Origin of the sequence: Streptomyces europaeiscabiei (assembly GCF_036346855.1) — a bacterium.
Classification (GTDB): Bacteria; Actinomycetota; Actinomycetes; order Streptomycetales; family Streptomycetaceae; genus Streptomyces; species Streptomyces europaeiscabiei.
This window is the reverse complement of the sequence record NZ_CP107841.1, coordinates 8,297,803-8,315,245: the sequence shown is the minus strand read 5'-3', so window position 1 is coordinate 8,315,245 and position 17,443 is coordinate 8,297,803. Positions and strand designations below refer to the sequence as shown.

14 protein-coding genes are annotated in these 17,443 nt (G+C 71.2%); 4 read left to right on the top strand and 10 right to left on the bottom strand.

What is annotated here, in order from left to right; genetic code table 11:
- Positions 1-2 precede the first annotated feature (2 nt).
- From OG858_RS36155 to OG858_RS36145, 3 genes are read right to left on the bottom strand one after another with little or no spacing between them, the layout of a single operon-like run.
- Positions 3-875, bottom strand: coding sequence for a carbohydrate ABC transporter permease (locus tag OG858_RS36155; protein ID WP_319317557.1), 873 nt, complete (start codon positions 873-875; stop codon positions 3-5).
- Entirely contained in the window at positions 872-1,813 is a 942-nt protein-coding gene (locus OG858_RS36150; protein ID WP_319317554.1) for a carbohydrate ABC transporter permease, read from the bottom strand. The genes OG858_RS36155 and OG858_RS36150 overlap by 4 nt, the downstream gene beginning before the upstream one ends.
- A complete protein-coding gene (locus OG858_RS36145; protein WP_086747176.1) occupies positions 1,810-3,105 on the bottom strand; it encodes an ABC transporter substrate-binding protein in 1,296 nt (431 codons plus the stop codon). The genes OG858_RS36150 and OG858_RS36145 overlap by 4 nt, the downstream gene beginning before the upstream one ends.
- Before the next feature lie 63 nt (positions 3,106-3,168).
- On the opposite strand from OG858_RS36145, the gene OG858_RS36140 reads away from it, so the two are divergent.
- A complete protein-coding gene (locus tag OG858_RS36140; RefSeq protein ID WP_328544051.1) occupies positions 3,169-4,518 on the top strand; it encodes a Gfo/Idh/MocA family protein in 1,350 nt (449 codons plus the stop codon).
- Positions 4,519-4,588: 70 nt separating this feature from the next.
- On the opposite strand, the gene OG858_RS36135 is transcribed toward OG858_RS36140, so the two are convergent.
- A complete protein-coding gene (locus tag OG858_RS36135; RefSeq protein ID WP_328544052.1) occupies positions 4,589-5,977 on the bottom strand; it encodes a cytochrome P450 in 1,389 nt (462 codons plus the stop codon).
- Between the two features lie 141 nt (positions 5,978-6,118).
- Between OG858_RS36135 and OG858_RS36130 the strand changes: the two genes are divergently transcribed.
- Positions 6,119-6,574, top strand: coding sequence for an SRPBCC family protein (locus OG858_RS36130; protein WP_319064261.1), 456 nt, complete (start codon positions 6,119-6,121; stop codon positions 6,572-6,574).
- Between the two features lie 71 nt (positions 6,575-6,645).
- Positions 6,646-7,299: a class I SAM-dependent DNA methyltransferase gene (locus OG858_RS36125; protein ID WP_319064262.1), complete on the top strand. Its 654-nt coding sequence runs from the start codon at positions 6,646-6,648 to the stop codon at positions 7,297-7,299.
- Between the two features lie 34 nt (positions 7,300-7,333).
- On the opposite strand, the gene OG858_RS36120 is transcribed toward OG858_RS36125, so the two are convergent.
- The 6 genes from OG858_RS36120 to OG858_RS36095 all read right to left on the bottom strand — a co-directional run bounded on the left by OG858_RS36120 (position 7,334) and on the right by OG858_RS36095 (position 15,345).
- Complete coding sequence (locus OG858_RS36120; RefSeq protein ID WP_327745239.1) at positions 7,334-8,212, bottom strand: hypothetical protein; 879 nt, start codon at positions 8,210-8,212, stop codon at positions 7,334-7,336.
- A 168-nt stretch (positions 8,213-8,380) separates the two neighbouring features.
- Complete coding sequence (locus OG858_RS36115; protein WP_319064264.1) at positions 8,381-9,535, bottom strand: XdhC/CoxI family protein; 1,155 nt, start codon at positions 9,533-9,535, stop codon at positions 8,381-8,383.
- A gap of 126 nt (positions 9,536-9,661) precedes the next feature.
- Positions 9,662-11,119 carry an NCS2 family permease gene (locus OG858_RS36110; RefSeq protein WP_319064265.1) on the bottom strand — a complete coding sequence of 486 codons (1,458 nt, stop codon included), beginning with the start codon at positions 11,117-11,119 and terminating at the stop codon, positions 9,662-9,664.
- A gap of 328 nt (positions 11,120-11,447) precedes the next feature.
- Positions 11,448-13,835, bottom strand: a complete 2,388-nt coding sequence (locus tag OG858_RS36105) for a xanthine dehydrogenase family protein molybdopterin-binding subunit (RefSeq protein ID WP_319064266.1) — start codon at positions 13,833-13,835, stop codon at positions 11,448-11,450.
- Positions 13,836-13,837: 2 nt separating this feature from the next.
- Entirely contained in the window at positions 13,838-14,458 is a 621-nt protein-coding gene (locus tag OG858_RS36100; RefSeq protein WP_086747048.1) for a (2Fe-2S)-binding protein, read from the bottom strand.
- Positions 14,458-15,345 carry an FAD binding domain-containing protein gene (locus tag OG858_RS36095; RefSeq protein WP_319064267.1) on the bottom strand — a complete coding sequence of 296 codons (888 nt, stop codon included), beginning with the start codon at positions 15,343-15,345 and terminating at the stop codon, positions 14,458-14,460. The genes OG858_RS36100 and OG858_RS36095 overlap by 1 nt, the downstream gene beginning before the upstream one ends.
- A gap of 407 nt (positions 15,346-15,752) precedes the next feature.
- On the opposite strand from OG858_RS36095, the gene OG858_RS36090 reads away from it, so the two are divergent.
- Positions 15,753-17,438, top strand: a complete 1,686-nt coding sequence (locus tag OG858_RS36090; protein WP_319267880.1) for a PucR family transcriptional regulator — start codon at positions 15,753-15,755, stop codon at positions 17,436-17,438.
- The last annotated feature ends 5 nt before the right edge of the window (positions 17,439-17,443 follow it).

Here is a 17,443-nt window from a genome sequence, read left to right as displayed (position 1 = left end):
CTCTATCCCTTGATCCCGGAGTTGGCCATGCCCTCCACCAGGAACCGTTGGAAGGCGAGGAAGAACAGCACGATCGGCAGGAGGGCGATGACGGACATGGCGAACATCGGGCCGAAGGCCGAGGTGCTCGACGCGTCGACGAAAGACCTCAACGCCAGGGTCAGGGTGAACTTCTCGGGCGAGAAGAGATAGATCAGCTGGGTGAAGAAGTCGTTCCAGGTCCAGATGAAGGTGAAGATCGCGGTGGTGATCAGGGCGGGCCTGGTCAGCGGAAGGATCACCGAGAAGAAACTCCGGAACGGTCCACATCCGTCGATGCGCGCGGCCTCCTCCAGTTCCCTCGGCAGTCCACGCATGAACTGCACGATGAGAAAGACGAAAAAGGCTTCCGTGGCGAGGAATTTCGGCAGGATCAGCGGCCAGTAGGTGTTCACCATTCCGAGCTGGTTGAAGATGATGTACTGCGGGATCAGCACGGCGTGATGCGGCAGCATGATCGTCGCGATCATGAAGGCGAAGAGCGGTCCACGGAAGCGGAACCGCAGGCGGGCGAACGCGTACGCCGCCAAGGAGCAGGACAGGACGTTGCCGACGACCGCGCCTCCGGCGATCAGCAGGGAGTTGCCGAGCAGCCGGCCCACCGACACGTCGTTCACACCGTCGAGCGCCGTCTCGTAGTTGGACCATTCCAGACGGCTCGGCAGCAGGTCGAGGCTGGCGATGACCTCGTTGGCAGGCTTCACGGAGGTCGCGAGAAGCCAGGCCAGCGGATACAGCATGACGAGGAGCGCGGCCAGGCAGCCGGTGTGCAGGGCCACGCGTCGCCAGGCGATCGGCCTGCGGACTACGGGAGTTGAGGGCGTGGTGGTGGTCATCGGTCCCCCTCGGAGGCGTAGAAGACCCAGGAGCGGGAGGTGCGGAAGAGGATCGCGGTGACCGCGCCGATGGCGAGCAGCAGGACCCAGGCCATGGCGGAGGCGTAGCCCATGTGGGAGGCGACGAAGCCCCGGTCGTAGAGGTAGAGGGTGTAGAAGAGGGTGGAGTCGGCGGGGCCTCCCTTGCCGGCACTGATCGCGAACGCCGGGGTGAAGACCTGGAAGGCCTGGATCGTCTGGAGGACCAGGTTGAAGAAGATCACGGGTGACAGCATCGGCACCGTGATCGACACGAAACGGCGCCAGGCGCTCGCGCCGTCCACCTCGGCCGCCTCGTACAACTCCCCGGGGATCTGCTGGAGTCCGGCGAGGAAGATGACCATCGGGGCGCCGAACTGCCACACCGTGAGCAGGGCCACCGCGAGCAGCGCCCAGCCGGGCCGGTTGACCCAGCCGCCTGTCCCGAGGAGGTTGTCGACCGTACCGCCGTCGTTGAAGATGGCCCGCCAGACCAGGGCGATGGACATGGAGGCGCCGAGGAGGGAGGGGGCGTAGAAGGCGGAGCGGTAGAAACCGCGGCCCCGTTTCATGTTCTTCAGGGCCAGGGCCACCAGGAGAGCAAGGGCCAGTTGGAGCGGTACGGCGATGACGACGTACATCAGGGTCGTCGTCACCGAGCGCCAGTAGCGCGGGTCCTCGGTGAACATCTGGGTGTAGTTGCGCAGGCCCACCCAGTTGGGGGCGTTGAAAAGGTCGTAGTCGGTGAAGGAGAGATAGAGCGAGACGGCCATCGGGAGCAGGGTCAGTACGCAGGCTCCCAGCACCCAGGGCGACAGGAACACCCAGGCCGCGCCCTCGCGTCGGCGTCGCCTGTTGGACCGGTCCGGTCGGACAACTCCTTTTGTTCGTACGGTCGTTGGCAGCTGCGTAGTGGTCATGACCTCAGCTCCGCCTTCGCCTCGGTGAGGTAGTTCTCGGCGGCCTCACGGGGGGACATCCGCTCGTAGGAGACCTGGTCGTAGTCGCGCTGGAAGGTGGTCTGCAGGGCGCTGTCGCCGGAAGGAGGCGCCTGGGGAGGCGGGTCGAGCTTTCCTTCGACCGTGGCCTGGTAGTCGTAGATGGTCTTGTCGAAGTCCTTGAGACCGGCCGCGATGTCCTCGCGGATCGACTGGTTGACGGGGATGCCCCGGGTGGCGCCGAGGATCTTCGCGGCCTCGTCGTCGTTGAGCATGAAGTCGACGAGCCGGGCGGACTCTTCGGGGTGGCCGGAGTCCGCGGCCACGCCCATGAACATCGAGGGCTTGAAGTACTGGCCGGGGGTGCCGTTCTCGCCCGCCGGCATGGGGGCGAGGGAGATGCCGGTCGGCACGAGGGCGAGGTAACCGCTCGCGGGGGCGTCCCAGTTGACGTCCGAGGCGGCCTTGCCCCGGCCGAGCGGGGTGTTCTCGACCGTGCCGTCGAGCTGGGTGGTCTGCTCGGCGGGCGAGACGGCGCCCTCGCGGCGCAGCTGGTCGGTGAATGTCCACCAGCGGGTCAGGTCGGCCGCGGTGAAGCCGAGACGCCTGTCGTCGGTGTAGAGGGACTTGCCCTGGCCGCGCAGCCAGATCTCGAAGGCGTCCTCGCTCTGACCTGGATCGGTGCCGCCCGGCACCCCCGTCTCCGCCGCCACCGTCCGCATGGCGTCGGCCCATTCGCTCCAGGTCCAGCCCACGCGGGGCGGTTCCAGACCGGCGGCCTGCCACTTCTCGGTGTCGTAGACCATGGTCTCGGTACCGCGACCCTGCGGTACGGCGTACTGCCTGCCGTCCACCTTGCCGGTGGCGAGGAGTCCCGGCTCGAACTCGGCGGTGCGCAGGACCGGTCGCTGCTCGGCGAGGTCGAGGAGCACACCCCCGGAGGCGTACTGGTCGATCATCCGGTAGTCGAGCTGCATCACGTCGGGCGCGTCGCCTCCGGCGGCCTGGGTGGCCAGCTTCTGCTTGTAGGCCTCGTAGCCGGCGAAGGAGGTCTGCACGTCGATCCCCGGGTTCCGCTCCTCGAAGAGGTCGACGGCCGCCTGGGTTCTGGCGGCCCGGTCCGGGTTGCCCCACCAGGTGTAACGCAGGACGACATCGCCGCCGACACTGCCCGACCCGTCCGGTCCGGAGCAGCCGGTGAGCAGCGCGCAGAGCGCCAGCGCGGTGGCCGCCGCACGGGGTTTCCAGGACTTCCTCGTCCTGATTCGGGGCATGAGTGGGTCACCTCTTTCGCTAGAAAGCGCTTCCCCCCGTTATTGACCCTAGGGAAGGTCCGGATGTCAGAACAAGACCCCCGCATCATCTCCGCGCGACACCGCCGTGCTGCCGTGGTGGGGCTCGGTGCCCGGGCACGGATGTTCACCCAGGCACTGACCGGACCCTTCGCGGAACGGATCGACCTGGTGGGCTTCTGCGACACGAACGCGCACCGCATGGCCGTCCACAACTCCTGGATCGCGGCCGACCATCCGGGCCGCAGCCCCGTGCCGGCGTACGGAGCCGACGACTTCGAGGAGATGCTCCGCCGCGAGCGGGTCGATCTGGTCGTGGTGTGCTCGTTGGACCGGTCCCACGACCACTACATCGTGCGTGCGCTGGAGGCGGGCTGCGATGTCGTCACCGAGAAGCCGATGACCACCGACGCCGAGCGCGCCCACCGCATCCTGGAGGCCCGGCGCCGGACGGGCCGCGAGGTGCGCGTCTCCTTCAACTACCGCTACAACCCGGTGCACTCGGCCGTACGGGAGCTGATCGCGGGCGGTGAGATCGGCGAGGTCGGCTCGGTGCACTTCGAGTGGCTGCTCGACCTGCGGCACGGCGCCGACTACTTCCGCCGCTGGCATCGCGACAAGGCGAACTCCGGCGGCCTGCTCGTCCATAAGTCGACCCACCACTTCGACCTGGTCAACTGGTGGCTCGGCACCCGCCCCGACACCGTCTTCGCCCAGGGCGGCCTCTTCTTCTACGGCGACGAGGCGGGCCGCCGCCGAGGCCTCGCCCGGGACTACACCCGCGCCCACGGCTCCCCGGCGGCCGAGACCGACCCCTTCGCCCTCCACCTCAAGGACTCCGCCGTCCTCACCTCGCTCTATCTGGACGCCGAACGGGAGGACGGCTACCACCGCGACCAGAACGTCTTCGCCCCCGGCATCTCCATCGAGGACGACATGGCGGTCCTCGTCCGCTACGACTCCGGCGCCACCCTGACCTACCACCTGACGGCCTACTCCCCCTGGGAGGGCTACCGTGTCGCCTTCAACGGCAGCGAGGGCCGCATCGAGCTGCTGGTGGAGGAGTCCACCTGGACCCGCCCCCACGTCCGCACGACCGGCGCGAGCCCGGTCGTGCACGGCGTCGAGGCGGGCGACGAGGCCGGCCGGACCGAACTGCTGGTACGCCGCCTCTGGGAGCGGCCGCGCGAGGTGAAGCCGGCCACCGGGGAGGGCGGGCACGGCGGCGGGGACGTTCGGATGCTGGCCGACCTGTTCGGGGAGCGCGTACCGGACGGGTTGGGCCGGGCGGCCGACGCGGTGGACGGCGCACGGTCGCTGGTGACGGGGCTGGCGGCGAACCGGTCGCTGGAGACGGGGGTGCCGGTGGCGGCACGGGAGTTGCTGGACGTGTGAGCCGTCCGCCGAACCCGCGCCGGGGGTGCGCAGCCGGGTGGGTGCGCAGCCGGGTGGGTGTCTCAGGAGGTCACCAGACGAGTTCGAGGCGCTCCGGGGAGCGGTGGATCAATGTCGGGCGCATGGTGATCCGTTGGCCTTCCGCGAGGCGCAGGCCCGGCAGACGGCTGGTCAACTGCTCCAGAGTGATGCGGAGTTGTTCGCGGGCGAGCTGGGATCCGGGGCAGGTGTGGGTGCCGAAGCCGAAGGAGAGGTGGCGGCTGCCGGTGGGGCGGGTGATGTCGAAGTCGTCAGGGTTCGGGTGGCGGGAGCCGTCACGGTTGGCGCTGCCGAAGGCGAGGAACACCGGCGCTCCGGCAGGGAGTTCGGTGCCGGCAAGGGTGACTGGGCGGGTCGTGACGCGGCGGAAGCCCTGCAAGGCCGTGTCGTAGCGCGCGGCTTCCTCGACAGCGGCCGGGATGCGCTCCGGTTCGGCGCAGAGCAGCTCCCACTGCGGGCGGTCGCGCAGGAGGTGGAGGAGGGTCGTCCCGATGAGGGCGGTCGTGGTCAGGTGTCCGGCGATGAGCAGGTTCTGCAGGTGGGCGACGATCTGGTGACGTTGATCGAGCGTCAGCTCGTCGGCGCCTGCGCCTGCGCCTGCGCCTGCGACGGCTCCTGCTCCTGCTCCTGCTCCTGCTCCTGCTCCTGCGACGGCTCCGGCTCCGGCTCCGGCTCCGGCTCCGGCGACGGACATGATGAGTTCGGTGCCCAGGTCCTCGCGCGGGTCGGCGTGCCGAGCGCGCACGAACGCGTCGAGGCGGTGGGCCGTGGCGACCACGTCCTCGGCCGCGGCGATCTGTTCGGCCTCCGTCATGGGACGGAACAACAACTGCTCGGCCCGGTGACCGCCGCGGACCAACGCCGGTACGTCGTCCGGGTCGAACCCGACGAGGTGCCCGATGACCTCCCCGGGGAGCCGTCCCGCGTAGGCGGACATCAGCTCGACCCGGCCGCCCTCGTCGCCCTTCCCCTTGCCGTCCTCGCCGTCCGCCTCGCTCCTGCCGTCGCCGCCACCGCCCTCCTCGCCGTTCCTGATGAGGCCGTCGACCAGGGCTGCGGCCCGTTCGGCGGCATACGGCAGGGCGGCGGCGACCCTCGCGGGCGACAGCCCCCGCACGATGGGTGCCCGCAGCTCCTGGTGCAGAGTGCCGTCGGCGGTGACGACGACGGGGCGGCCGCCGAAGCCGCCGCCCAGCACGGCCAGCGCGGCGGGTGCGGGCATGACGTCCGGGCGCAGCGCGTTGGCCGACGAGAAGTCCTCAGGACGCCGCAGCACCTCCCGTACGTCGGCGTCCCGGGCCACCAGCCAGGAGTCAAGCTCGGAGACGTACGTCAGCCCCTCCGCCGCTCTGGCCCGCGCGTAGTGCGGATACGGATCCCGCTGCAACTCGTCGAGTCTGCGGTGCAGTTCAGGGTCCACGGGAGCACCTTCCGGCCAGGGGCGGGCGTGCGGTCGCGCTCATGGTGCCGTACGGCGGGGCAGGGCGGTAGAGGCTCTGCGGCGGGACGGTCCTGCGGGTCGGGAGGGGTTGGACCGGTCCCGTCCACCTACGATCACCCCGTGGTTCTCTTCCTCCTCGAACGCCTCCCCCGGCTCCCCGCCGACCGCGCCTGGCAGCGTCTCACGGACTGGCCCCGGCACGCCGAAGTCGTCCCGCTGACCCACATCACCGTCCGCACGCGTCATCCGACCGGCGAGGGCACGGTGTTCGTGGCCCGCAGCGGCATCGGGCCGGTCGCCTTCGACGACCCGATGGAGGTCACGGTCTGGCAGCCGCCCGAGGGGCGGGCCGGCGGGAAGTGCCGTCTCGTCAAGCACGGTTCGTTCGTCACCGGGTGGGCCGAGATCGAGGTCCATCCGTACGGTGACGGCGTGTCCCGTGTGGTGTGGCGCGAGGACCTGCGGGTGCGAGGACTGCCGGGCCTCTTCGACCGGCCGCTGGGCGGGTTGGCGCGGCGGATGTTCGGGCGGGCGATGGACGGGCTGCTCGCGACCGACGGCCGACGTTCGAGCTGAGCCCCGACGGGCCTACCCCCGGCCCCGGCGTTCGAGGCCGTTGTCAGTCCCTCCGGCTACCGTCCGGCGCCATGACCACACACCACCTGCACGCCACCCGGGCGTCCTACGACACCGTCGCCGCCGACTACGAGAAGTTGCTGAGAGACGAGTTGGCGAGCAGCCCGTTCGAGCGGGCCATGCTGGATGTGTTCGCCGAGCGGGTGCTGGGCGCCGGGGGTGGACGCGTGGCGGACCTGGGGTGCGGCCCGGGGCGGGTCACCGGGCACCTGGCCTCGCTGGGGCTCGACATCTGCGGGATCGACCTCTCGCCGGAGATGATCGCCGTGGCCCGCTGGGCCCACCCTCGACTGGGGTTCGACGTGGGCACGATGACCGCGCTCGACTTCGCGGACGGCTCCCTGGCCGGCGCCCTCGCCTGGTACTCGACGGTCCACACCCCGCCCGCCGAACTCCCGCCGCTCTTCGGCGAGTTCTACCGGGTTCTCGCCCCCGGCGGCCTCCTCGCGATGGCGTACAAGGTCGGCGACGAGTCCGTGCACCTGGCGCATGCCTACGGCCACCCCCTCGATCTCGACGTCTACCGCTTCCCGCCGGACCTGATCGCGGAACTGCTGGGGGACGCCGGGTTCGTCGAGTCGGCGCGGCTGGTACGGGAGGCCGACGGCCCCGGCACCACGGCGAGCACTCCCCAGGCGTACGTGCTGGCGCGCAAGCCGGAATGAACCGCCGGGAGCCCTGAGGACGGGGCGGGCCCGGTCAGGACGTGCCCGGGTCCCCGTTGCGGGCGGCGGCCAGGCCGTCGCGGCGGTCGCGGTCGCCGTCGCCCGTGGTGCTGAGGAGGGTGTCGCAGATCTCGCGGAGCTTGTCGGTGGCCTGCTTGGAGAACAGTCCGCAGAGCCCGGCTATGCCGGAGAAGCCGTACGGGTTGGTCGCACCGGCGCCGGAGCTGCCGGCGAACAGGCCGCCGCGCAGCAGGAGATAGACGAGGAGCGCGAGGGCGACACCGATGCCGGCGCGCAGCAGGTACCACCACAGCCAGCTCGCGTAGAGCCGCCGGTTGCCGACGTACGTCGCGAAGGACGTGGCCGCGTGGACGAAGCTGCCGAGCGCGCTGCACACGACCACGGCAAGCAGCATCGCGGTGTCGGCGGTCAGCGCCCAGTCCCCGAGGCCGAAGGGCGACCAGCGCGCTGTGGCCGTGGGGTCCGCCCCGGGCTCCACCGTCGCCAGCACCGCCGGCCAGAGCGTCACGAGGGCTCCGCAGACGAAGACGACGTCGGCGAGGAGGAAGAGGCCCAGCAGGGCCGTCGACACGGTCGACAGCCGCCGCTCGTCACGGGCGCCGTCGGCGCCGGGACCGGCCGAGCCGTCGCCCAAGCCGTCACCCGAGCCAGAAGCCGTGTCGCCGCCGTCGGCGCTCCCGCCCGAGGCGGTGCCGCCCGAGGCGGTGCCGTTGCCGCTTCCGCTCCCGTCTCCTCTTCCGCTTCCGCTTCCGCTTCCGCTTCCGCCCGAGCCTGTACCGCTGCTCTCCGCGCCGCCCGCCGCGTCGCTACGGCCGTGCTCCGCGCCGTCGGTCGCGCCCGAACCGCCGTTCCCCACGCCCGAGCCCGGCGCGCCGTCCGGGCCTCCGCCCACGCCCCCGTCCGCGCGCTCTCCCCTGCTCGCCGTACCCAACTGTCCGCCCCCGTAGTGCTCTTGTCGTATCGCAACGGTCGGCCCTGCCGCCCCTGGGGGTCAAGTCACGGGCGTGGGTTCGGGTCGGGTTCGGGTCGGGTTCGGGTCGGGTCAGGTTCGGGTTCGGGTTCACGAGACCCGCAGGCTGGGCAGTTCCATGATGCCGGGCGAACCGTCGTGGTGGATCGGGGTGTGTGCGCCGGTCAGTGAGACGCCGCTGCCGCCCCGCCGGTCGGCGACGATCTCTGCGGCGATGGACAGGGCCGTCTCCTCCGGTGTGCGCGCCCCGAGGTCGAGCCCGATCGGAGACCTGAGTCGGGCCAACTCCAGCTCGGTCAGGCCGACTTGGCGCAGGCGTTCGTTGCGGTCTAGGTGGGTGCGGCGGGAGCCCATCGCGCCGACGTAGGCGACGGGGAGCCGTAGGGCGAGCTGGAGGAGTGGGACGTCGAACTTGGCGTCGTGGGTGAGGACGCAGAGGACGGCCCTGCCGTCCACGTCCGTGCGCTCCAGATACCTGTGGGGCCACTCGACGACGATCTCGTCCGCCTCCGGGAAACGGGCGCGGGTCGCGAAGACGGGGCGGGCGTCGCAGACCGTGACGTGGTAGCCGAGGAACTTACCGACGCGGACCAGCGCCGACGCGAAGTCGATCGCGCCGAAGACGATCATCCGGGGTGGCGGGACGGACGACTCGACGAGGACTGTGAGCGGTGCTCCGCATCGTGACCCCTGCTCTCCGATCTCCAGGGTGTCCGTGCGGCCGGCGTCGAGGAGGGCGCGGGCCTCGGCGGCGACCGTGCGGTCCAGTTCGGGGTGGGCGCCGTAGCCGCCGTCGTACGAGCCGTCCGGGCGGACCAGCAGGGCGCGGCCCCGCAGGTCCGCCGGGCCGGAGACGATCCGGGCCATGGCCGCCGCCTCCCCGCTCGCGGCGGCGGAGAGCGCGGCGGCGACCACCGGGCGGACGGGATCGCCGGCCCGCACCGGTGTGACGAGGATGTCGATGACGCCGCCGCAGGTCAGACCGACCGCGAAGGCGTCCTCGTCGCTGTAGCCGAAGCGTTCGAGGACCGGTTCACCGTCGCTCAACGCCTGTTGGCACAGGTCGTAGACGGCGCCCTCCACACAACCGCCGGAGACCGAGCCGATCGCCGTGCCGTCGGCGTCCACCGCCAGGGCGGCGCCCGGACTGCGGGGCGCACTGCCGCCGACGGCCACCACGGTGGCCACGGCGAAGTCGCGTCCCTGCTCGACCCACCGGTGCAGCTCTTCGGCGATGTCCAGCATCTCTCGGTCTCCTTAACGAACTTGCGGACTTGCGAACCTACGGAGTTACGAACTTACGGAGTTACGAACCCACGACCTGCGACCTGCGACCTGCGACCTGCAGCGAACGGACGAACTGTCGAACCCCTAGTGCACCCCCAACCAGCTCTCGATCGGATTGAGGGCGAAGAATACGAGGAAGACCGCCGTCAGACCCCACATGAACGCGCCGATCTCCCGCGCCCGGCCCTGGGCGAGCTTGATGGCGACGTAGGAGACGACTCCGGCGGCGACGCCCGCGGTGATGGAGTACGTGAAGGGCATGATCACGACGGTCAGGAAGACGGGGATCGCGGTGGCGCGGTCGGACCAGTCGACGTGCCGGGCGTTCATCATCATCATGGCGCCGATGACGACGAGCGCGGCGGCCGCGACCTCGCCGGGCACGATCGCCGTGAGCGGGGTGAAGAACAGGCAGGCCGCGAAGAGCAGGCCGGTGACGACGGAGGAGAGACCCGTACGGGCGCCCTCGCCGACGCCGGTCGCCGACTCGACGAACACGGTCTGGCCCGAGCCGCCGGCCACGCCGCCGATCGCGCCGCCCGCGCCGTCGACGAACAGTGCCTTCGACAGGCCCGGCATCCGGCCCTTGTCGTCGGCGAGCCCGGCCTCGGTCCCCACGCCGATGATGGTGGCCATCGCGTCGAAGAACCCGGCGAGCACGAGGGTGAAGACGATCATGCCGACCGTCATCGCGCCTACCTCGCCCCAGCCGCCGAACTCGACGTGACCGAAGAGCGAGAAGTCGGGCATCGAGACCGCGCTGCCGTGCAACTCCGGTGCGCCACTGGCCCATTGCTTCGGGTCGATGACGTCGAGGGCGTTGAGGATCACGGCGAGGACCGTGCCGCCGACGATGCCGAGCAGGATCGCGCCGGGGACACCCCGGGCCTGGAGCATGAAGATCGCGAGGAGGGTGACCGCGAAGAGGAGGACCGGCCAGCCTGCGAGTTCACCGGAGGGACCGAGGCTGACCGGGGTCGCCTCGCCCTGGTGCACGAAGCCGGCCTTGTAGAAGCCGATCAGGGCGACGAACAGGCCGATGCCCATCGTGATCGCGTGCTTCAGGGCCAGCGGGATGGCGTTCATGATCATCTCGCGGAGGCCGGTGACGACCAGGAGCATGATGACCACGCCGTACATCACGCACATGCCCATCGCCTGCGGCCAGGTCATCTGGGGGGCGACCTGCGAGGCGATGACGCCGGAGACGGAGAGGCCGGCGGCGAGGGCGAGCGGAACCCTGCCGACGAAGCCCATGAGGAGGGTCGTGACGGCCGCCGCGAGCGCGGTCGCCGTGATCAGGGCCTTCTGGCCGAGGGTGGCGCCCGCCGCGTCCGGGCCGGACAGGATGAGCGGGTTGAGCAGGAGGATGTACGCCATCGCCATGAAGGTGGTGACGCCGCCGCGGACTTCGCGTGCGACGGAGGATCCTCGCCGGGTGATGTGGAAGTACCGGTCGAGCGAGGGCCTGCCGGCGGGGACGCGGGGGATGGTGTCCGTTTCGTCGGCTGTACTGCTCGGCTTCAGTGACTGCTGGGTCATGTGGGCCTTCTCCCAAGGTTCACAGGGACACCCTGCCGTTGCACCGGGCTTCGGCGGGATTTGGGAAGGTGCCCGACCCGGGGGACGGCCCGAGACGAACGTGGTGCTTTCGGTGGGCGTTGTCGGGTGCGGGTGAGTGGGGGGCTGGTCGCGCAGTTCCCCTCGCCCCTGAAAAGCAGGGGCTGCGCCCCGTGCTTTTCGGCCCGCAAGGGCCGTAGGCCCTCAGGGGCGCCGGGAACTGCGCGCGAAGCCCCCACTCACCCGCACCCGACCCGCCGCCGAACCGAACCGAACCGCCCGAGCTGATGGGCGACCCGGGCGGCGACTACTACGCCGTACCCGTCAGGTGTTCCGGGCGTACCGGCGTCCTGTTCAACTCCAAGCCCGTCGCGTTCCGAATGGCCGCGAGGACGGCCGGAGTCGACGACAGGGTCGGGGCCTCGCCCACGCCGCGCAGCCCGTACGGCGCGTGGTCGTCGGCGAGTTCGAGCACGTCGACGGGGATGGTCGGCGTGTCGAGGATCGTGGGGATGAGGTAGTCCGTGAAGGAGGGGTTGCGCACCTTCGCGGTCTTCGGGTCGACGACGATCTCCTCCATCACCGCGATGCCGAGGCCCTGCGTCGTGCCCCCCTGGATCTGGCCCACCACGGAGAGCGGGTTGAGGGCCTTGCCGACGTCCTGGGCGCAGGCCAGTTCGACGACCTTGACCATGCCCAGCTCGGTGTCGACCTCGACGACCGCGCGATGCGCGGCGAAGGAGTACTGGACGTGGCCGAAGCCCTGCCCGGTGCGCAGGTCGAAGGGCTCGGTCGGCCGGTGCCGCCACTCCGCCTCGACCTCGACGGCCTCGTCACCGAGGACGTCCACCAGGTCGGCCAGGACCTCTCCGGCGTCGGTGACGACCTTGCCGCCTTCCAGGAGGAGTTCGGCCGTCGCCCACGCCGGGTGGTACGTACCGAACTTGCGCCGGCCCAGCTCCAGCACCTTCTCGCGGACCAGCTCGCAGCTGTTCTTGACCGCGCCGCCCGTGACGTACGTCTGCCGGGACGCGGAGGTCGAGCCGGCCGAACCCACCTGCGTGTCCGCCGGGTTGATGGTCACCTGGGCGACGCCCAGCTCGGTGCGGGCGATCTGCGCGTGGACGGTGATGCCGCCCTGGCCGACCTCCGCCATGGCCGTGTGGACGGTGGCGACGGGCTCACCGCCCACCACCTCCATACGGACGCGGGCGGTCGAGTAGTCATCGAACCCCTCGGAGAAGCCCACGTTCTTGATGCCGACCGCATAGCCGACGCCCCGGACGACACCCTCGCCGTGCGTCGTGTTGGACAGGCCGCCCGGCAGCTGTCGTACGTCCGCGGCCTCGCCCGCCGCGAGCCACTGCTGCTCGGGCGGCAGGGGCATCGCCTTGACCCGGCGCAGGAGTTCGGCGACCGGGGCCGGGGAGTCGACGGCCTGGCCGGTCGGCAGGAGGGTGCCCTGCTCCATGGCGTTGATCTGCCGGAGCTCCACCGGGTCCATGCCGAGCTTCGCCGCCAGCTTGTCCATCTGCGCCTCGTACGCGAAGCACGCCTGGACCGCGCCGAAGCCGCGCATGGCGCCGCAGGGCGGGTTGTTGGTGTAGAGCGCGATCGCCTCGATCTCGACGTCCTCGACGACGTACGGGCCCGCGCCGAGCGAGGCGGCGTTGCCGACGACGGCCGGGGAGGAGGACGCGTACGCGCCGCCGTCCAGGACGATGCGGGCCTTGAGGTGGGTGAGCCTGCCGTCCTTCGTGGCCCCGTGTTCGTAGTGGAGCTTGGCGGGGTGGCGGTGGACGTGACCGAAGAAGGACTCGAAGCGGTTGTAGACGATCTTGACCGGCTTGCCGGTGCGCAGCGCGAGCAGGCAGGCGTGGATCTGCATCGACAGGTCCTCGCGACCGCCGAAGGCGCCGCCGACGCCGGCCAGTGTCATCCGTACCTTGTCCTCGGGCAGACCGAGGACGGGCGCGATCTGGCTCAGGTCGGCGTGCAGCCACTGGGTGGCGACATAGAGGTCGACGCCGCCGTCCTCCGCGGGCACGGCGAGCCCGGACTCCGGTCCGAGGAAGGCCTGGTCCTGCATGCCGAAGACGTACTCGCCCTCGACGATCACATCGGCGCGCTCGCGGGCCGCCGCCACGTCGCCGCGGACGATCGGCTGGCGGTGGACGATGTTCGGGTGAGCGACATGGCCGCTGTGGTGGTCGTCGCGGCCCTCGTGGACAAAGAGCGCGTCCGGCGCGGTCGCCGAGGCCTCGTCGGTGATGACCGGGAGTTCCCGGTACTCCACCTTGATCTTGGCGGCGGCGCGGCGGGCGGTCTCCGGGTGGTCGGCGGCGACGATCGCGACGGGCTCGCCGTGGTGGCGGACCTTGCCGTGGGCGAGGACCGGGGTGTCGCGGATCTCCAGGCCGTAGTTGCGCACCTCGGTCGGCAGGTCGTCGTACGTCATGACGGCGTGGACACCGGGTGTGGCGAGGGCCTCGGCCGTGTCGATGGAGACGATCTCGGCGTGGGCGAGCGTGGAGCGCAGGACCTGGCCCCAGAGCATGTCCTCGTGCCACATGTCGGACGAGTACGCGAACTCGCCGGTGACCTTGAGGGTGCCGTCCGGGCGCAGCGTGGACTCGCCGATGCCGCCTCTGGTGCGGGAGCCCTGGGTGATGTTGGTGGGCAGGCCGGTGGTTCCCATGTTCAGACCCCTTCGGACTGCCGGGCGGCCGCGAGGCGGACCGCGTCCATGATCTTCTCGTAGCCGGTGCAGCGGCACAGGTTGCCCGACAGCGCCTCTCGGATGTCCGCGTCGCTCGGGTCGGGGGTGCGTTCCAGCATCTCGTCGGCGGCGACGAGCAGCCCCGGCGTGCAGAAGCCGCACTGGACGGCGCCGGCGTCGATGAACGCCTGCTGGATCGGAGAGAGCGTCGCACGCGGGGATACGTCGGCCTCTTCACCGGTCTGCGAGTCGGCCCCTCGGGCGGCCCACTGCCTGGCCGAGTCGAGCGAAGTCCCGCCCGCAGCGGGCGTACCGCACGCGCCCGACGCGCAACCACCGTGCTCCGCCCGCTGCTTGGCGAAATCCGCCAGCCCCTCGACGGTGACGACCTCGCGGCCCTCCACCTGTCCTGCCGCGACCAGACACGAGCACACGGGCACGCCGTCCAGCCGGACGGTGCACGACCCGCACTCGCCCTGCTCACAGGCGTTCTTGGAGCCCGGAAGTCCCATCCGCTCCCTCAGCACGTACAGCAGGGACTCGCCCTCCCATACATCGTCGGCTTCCTGGGGACGGCCGTTGACCGTGAAATTGACGCGCATTACGCAGCTCCCTCCGTGGCGGCGGTGCCGCGGTACGACTCCCAGGTCCACATCAGCGTGCGGCGGGCCATGACGCCGACCGCGTGGCGGCGGTAGCTCGCGGTGCCGCGGACGTCGTCGATCGGATTGCATGCGCCGGCGCACAGGTCGGCGAACTGCTTGGCGACCGAAGGGGTGATGATCCTGCCGTTGTCCCAGAAGCCGCCCTCGTCGAGTGCCGCGTTCAGGAACTCCTCGGCGGCATTGGCCCGGACCGGGGTCGGCGCGGCCGAGCCGATGCCGGTCCTGACGGTGCGCGACGACGGGTGCAGGGCGAGCCCGAAGGCACACACCGCGATGACCATGGCGTTCCGGGTGCCGACCTTGGAGTACTGCTGCGGGCCGTCCGCCTTCGCGATGTGCACGGCGCGGATCAGCTCGTCCGGCGCGAGGGCGTTGCGCTTCACACCGGTGTAGAAGGCGTCGATGGGGATGAGCCGGGTCCCCCGTACGGACTCGGCCTCCACCTGGGCGCCCGCCGCGAGGAGGGCCGGGTGGGCGTCACCGGCCGGGGAGGCGGTGCCGAGGTTGCCCCCGACGCCGCCTCGGTTGCGGATCTGCGGGGAGGCGACCGTGTGCGAGGCCAGGGCGAGGCCGGGCAGCTCGGTCCGGAGGTTCTCCATGATCCGGGTGTAGGGGACGGACGCGCCCAAACGAACCGTTTCCTCGCCGACCTCCCACTCGGAGAGTTCGCCGATGCGGTTCAGGTCGAGCAGATGCTCGGGCCGACGGTGGTCGAAGTTGATCTCGACCATCACATCGGTGCCGCCGGCGATCGGCACAGCGGTGGGGTGCTCGGCCTTCGCGGCGAGCGCCTCCTCCCAGCTGGCGGGGCGAAGGAAGTCCATGTGACCGGCTCTCTTCTTCGTCTTGTGTCGTTCTCTTTGAGCCAGATCGTGTGCGGCGGGCCCGGCTCGTCCATGGGCTGTTCACGTGTCTCGGTCTTCAGTACACAGCGCCTCGCTCCGCCCCGGTCAGTCACGGAATACATGAAGGAGTTGGCTGGCCAGGGGGCGCATCTTGTAGATTCGTATGAACGGAGGCCATCAGCAACCTCTTGGTTTTCCCTTGGAAACATCCAGAACACACCCGGGGCCCGGAGAGCACGATTCCGAAAGTCCCAGGCCATTGCCCCGGACCTGCCCCGGTCTCCGATACCACCCTCCACCGGAAGCCGGGGGCACGCTCCCCGGGCGAACCGAACGTTGATTTCGAGACACCCGGACAACACGACACAAGAACGGCGGCGACGAGAATGCGCCTGCGCGCACTGCTGGACACCGACGCGCTGGGTCTGCGGCTGCTCGGCGGCGGGGACGAGCTGGACCGCACCGTGCGCGGTGTGATGACCACCGACCTCAGGGACCCCAGCCGCTACCTCTCCGGCGGCGAGCTGGTGCTCACGGGCCTGGCCTGGCGCCGTGACGCCGCCGACTCCGAGCCCTTCGTACGGCTCCTGGCCGGAGCCGGGGTCACCGCGCTGGCGGCCGGGGAGGCCGAGCTGGGCGACATCCCGGAGGACCTCGTCGTGGCCTGCGCCCGGCACCGGCTCCCGCTCTTCGCGGTCAACGAGTCGGTGGCCTTCGCGACGATCACCGAGCACGTCGTACGGCAGGTCTCCGGCGAGCGCGCCGGGGACCTGGCGGCCGTGGTGGACCGGCACCGCCGGATGATGACCTCCGGCCCGGCGGGCGGCGGCCCGGACGTGGTCCTGGACCTGCTCGGCTCCGACCTGGACCTTCGCGCCTGGGTGCTCTCCCCCGCCGGCCGGCTCGTCGCGGGCGCCAAGGACGCCGGGCCCGCCCTGCCCGCCGAGCTGTGCGCGCGCCTGTCCGCCGAGCATCTGGCGGCGACGCGCACGGGACGCCACGGCCCGCACCGCGTGGCCGTCGGCACCACGACGTACTCACTCTTCCCGATCAGCAGTGCCGGCCGCGGCACGGGCCCCGGCGGGGCCGCCGCCCGTGACGTGCGCACGACCGTGCTGTCCGACTGGCTCCTCGCCGTCGAGGCCGACGCCGGGGACTGGCCCGCCGAGCGGCTCGACCTGCTGTACGGCGTCACCCAGCTGATCGCGGTCGAACGCGACCGGCGCGACGCGGCCCGTACGGTTCGGCGCCGGCTCGCCCAGGAGGTCCTGGAGCTGGTGCAGGCGGGGGCGGCCCCGGCCGAGATCGCGGCCCGGCTGCGGGTCGCCGCGCCGGTGCTGCTGCCCGGCCTCGGGTCGGCGCCGCACTGGCAGGTCGTCGTGGCCCGGGTCGAGTGGGACGGCGGCCAGGTCGACAGCGGTCCGGTCACCCAGGCGCTCCTGGAGGAGATCCTCGTCGATCCCCTGGCGACGGGCCCCGAGCCCTCGGACCGGATCGCCGTCGCCCACACGGGAGAGGAGGCCATCGCCCTCGTCCCCCTCCCGGCGGTCCTCTCGGAGCCCGACGGCGCCGGGTCCGGCATCCACGCCGACACCCTCCTCGCCGCCGTACGGGACCCGCTGACCGCCGGCCTCGACGACGACGGGCGGCTCACCCTCGGTGTCAGCGCGGCCGTGCACTCGGCGGAGGGCCTGCGCGGGGCGCTGGAGGAGGCGCGGCACGCCCGCCGGGTGGCCGCGGCCCGCTCCGGCCGGGTGTGCGCGGCCGGCCACCAGGAGCTGGCCTCGCACGTGCTGCTTCTCCCCTTCGTCCCCGACGACGTGCGCCGGGCCTTCACGGCCCGTCTCCTCGACCCCCTGCGCGACTACGACCGCCGGCACCGCGCCGAGCTGATCCCCACCCTGGAGGCGTTCCTGGAGTGCGACGGCTCCTGGACGCGCTGCGCCGCGCGGCTCCACCTGCACGTCAACACGCTGCGGTACCGGGTGGGCCGCATCGAGCAGTTGACGAGCCGGGACCTCTCCCGGCTGGAGGACAAGCTGGACTTCTTCCTGGCCCTGCGCATGAGCTGAGGTCA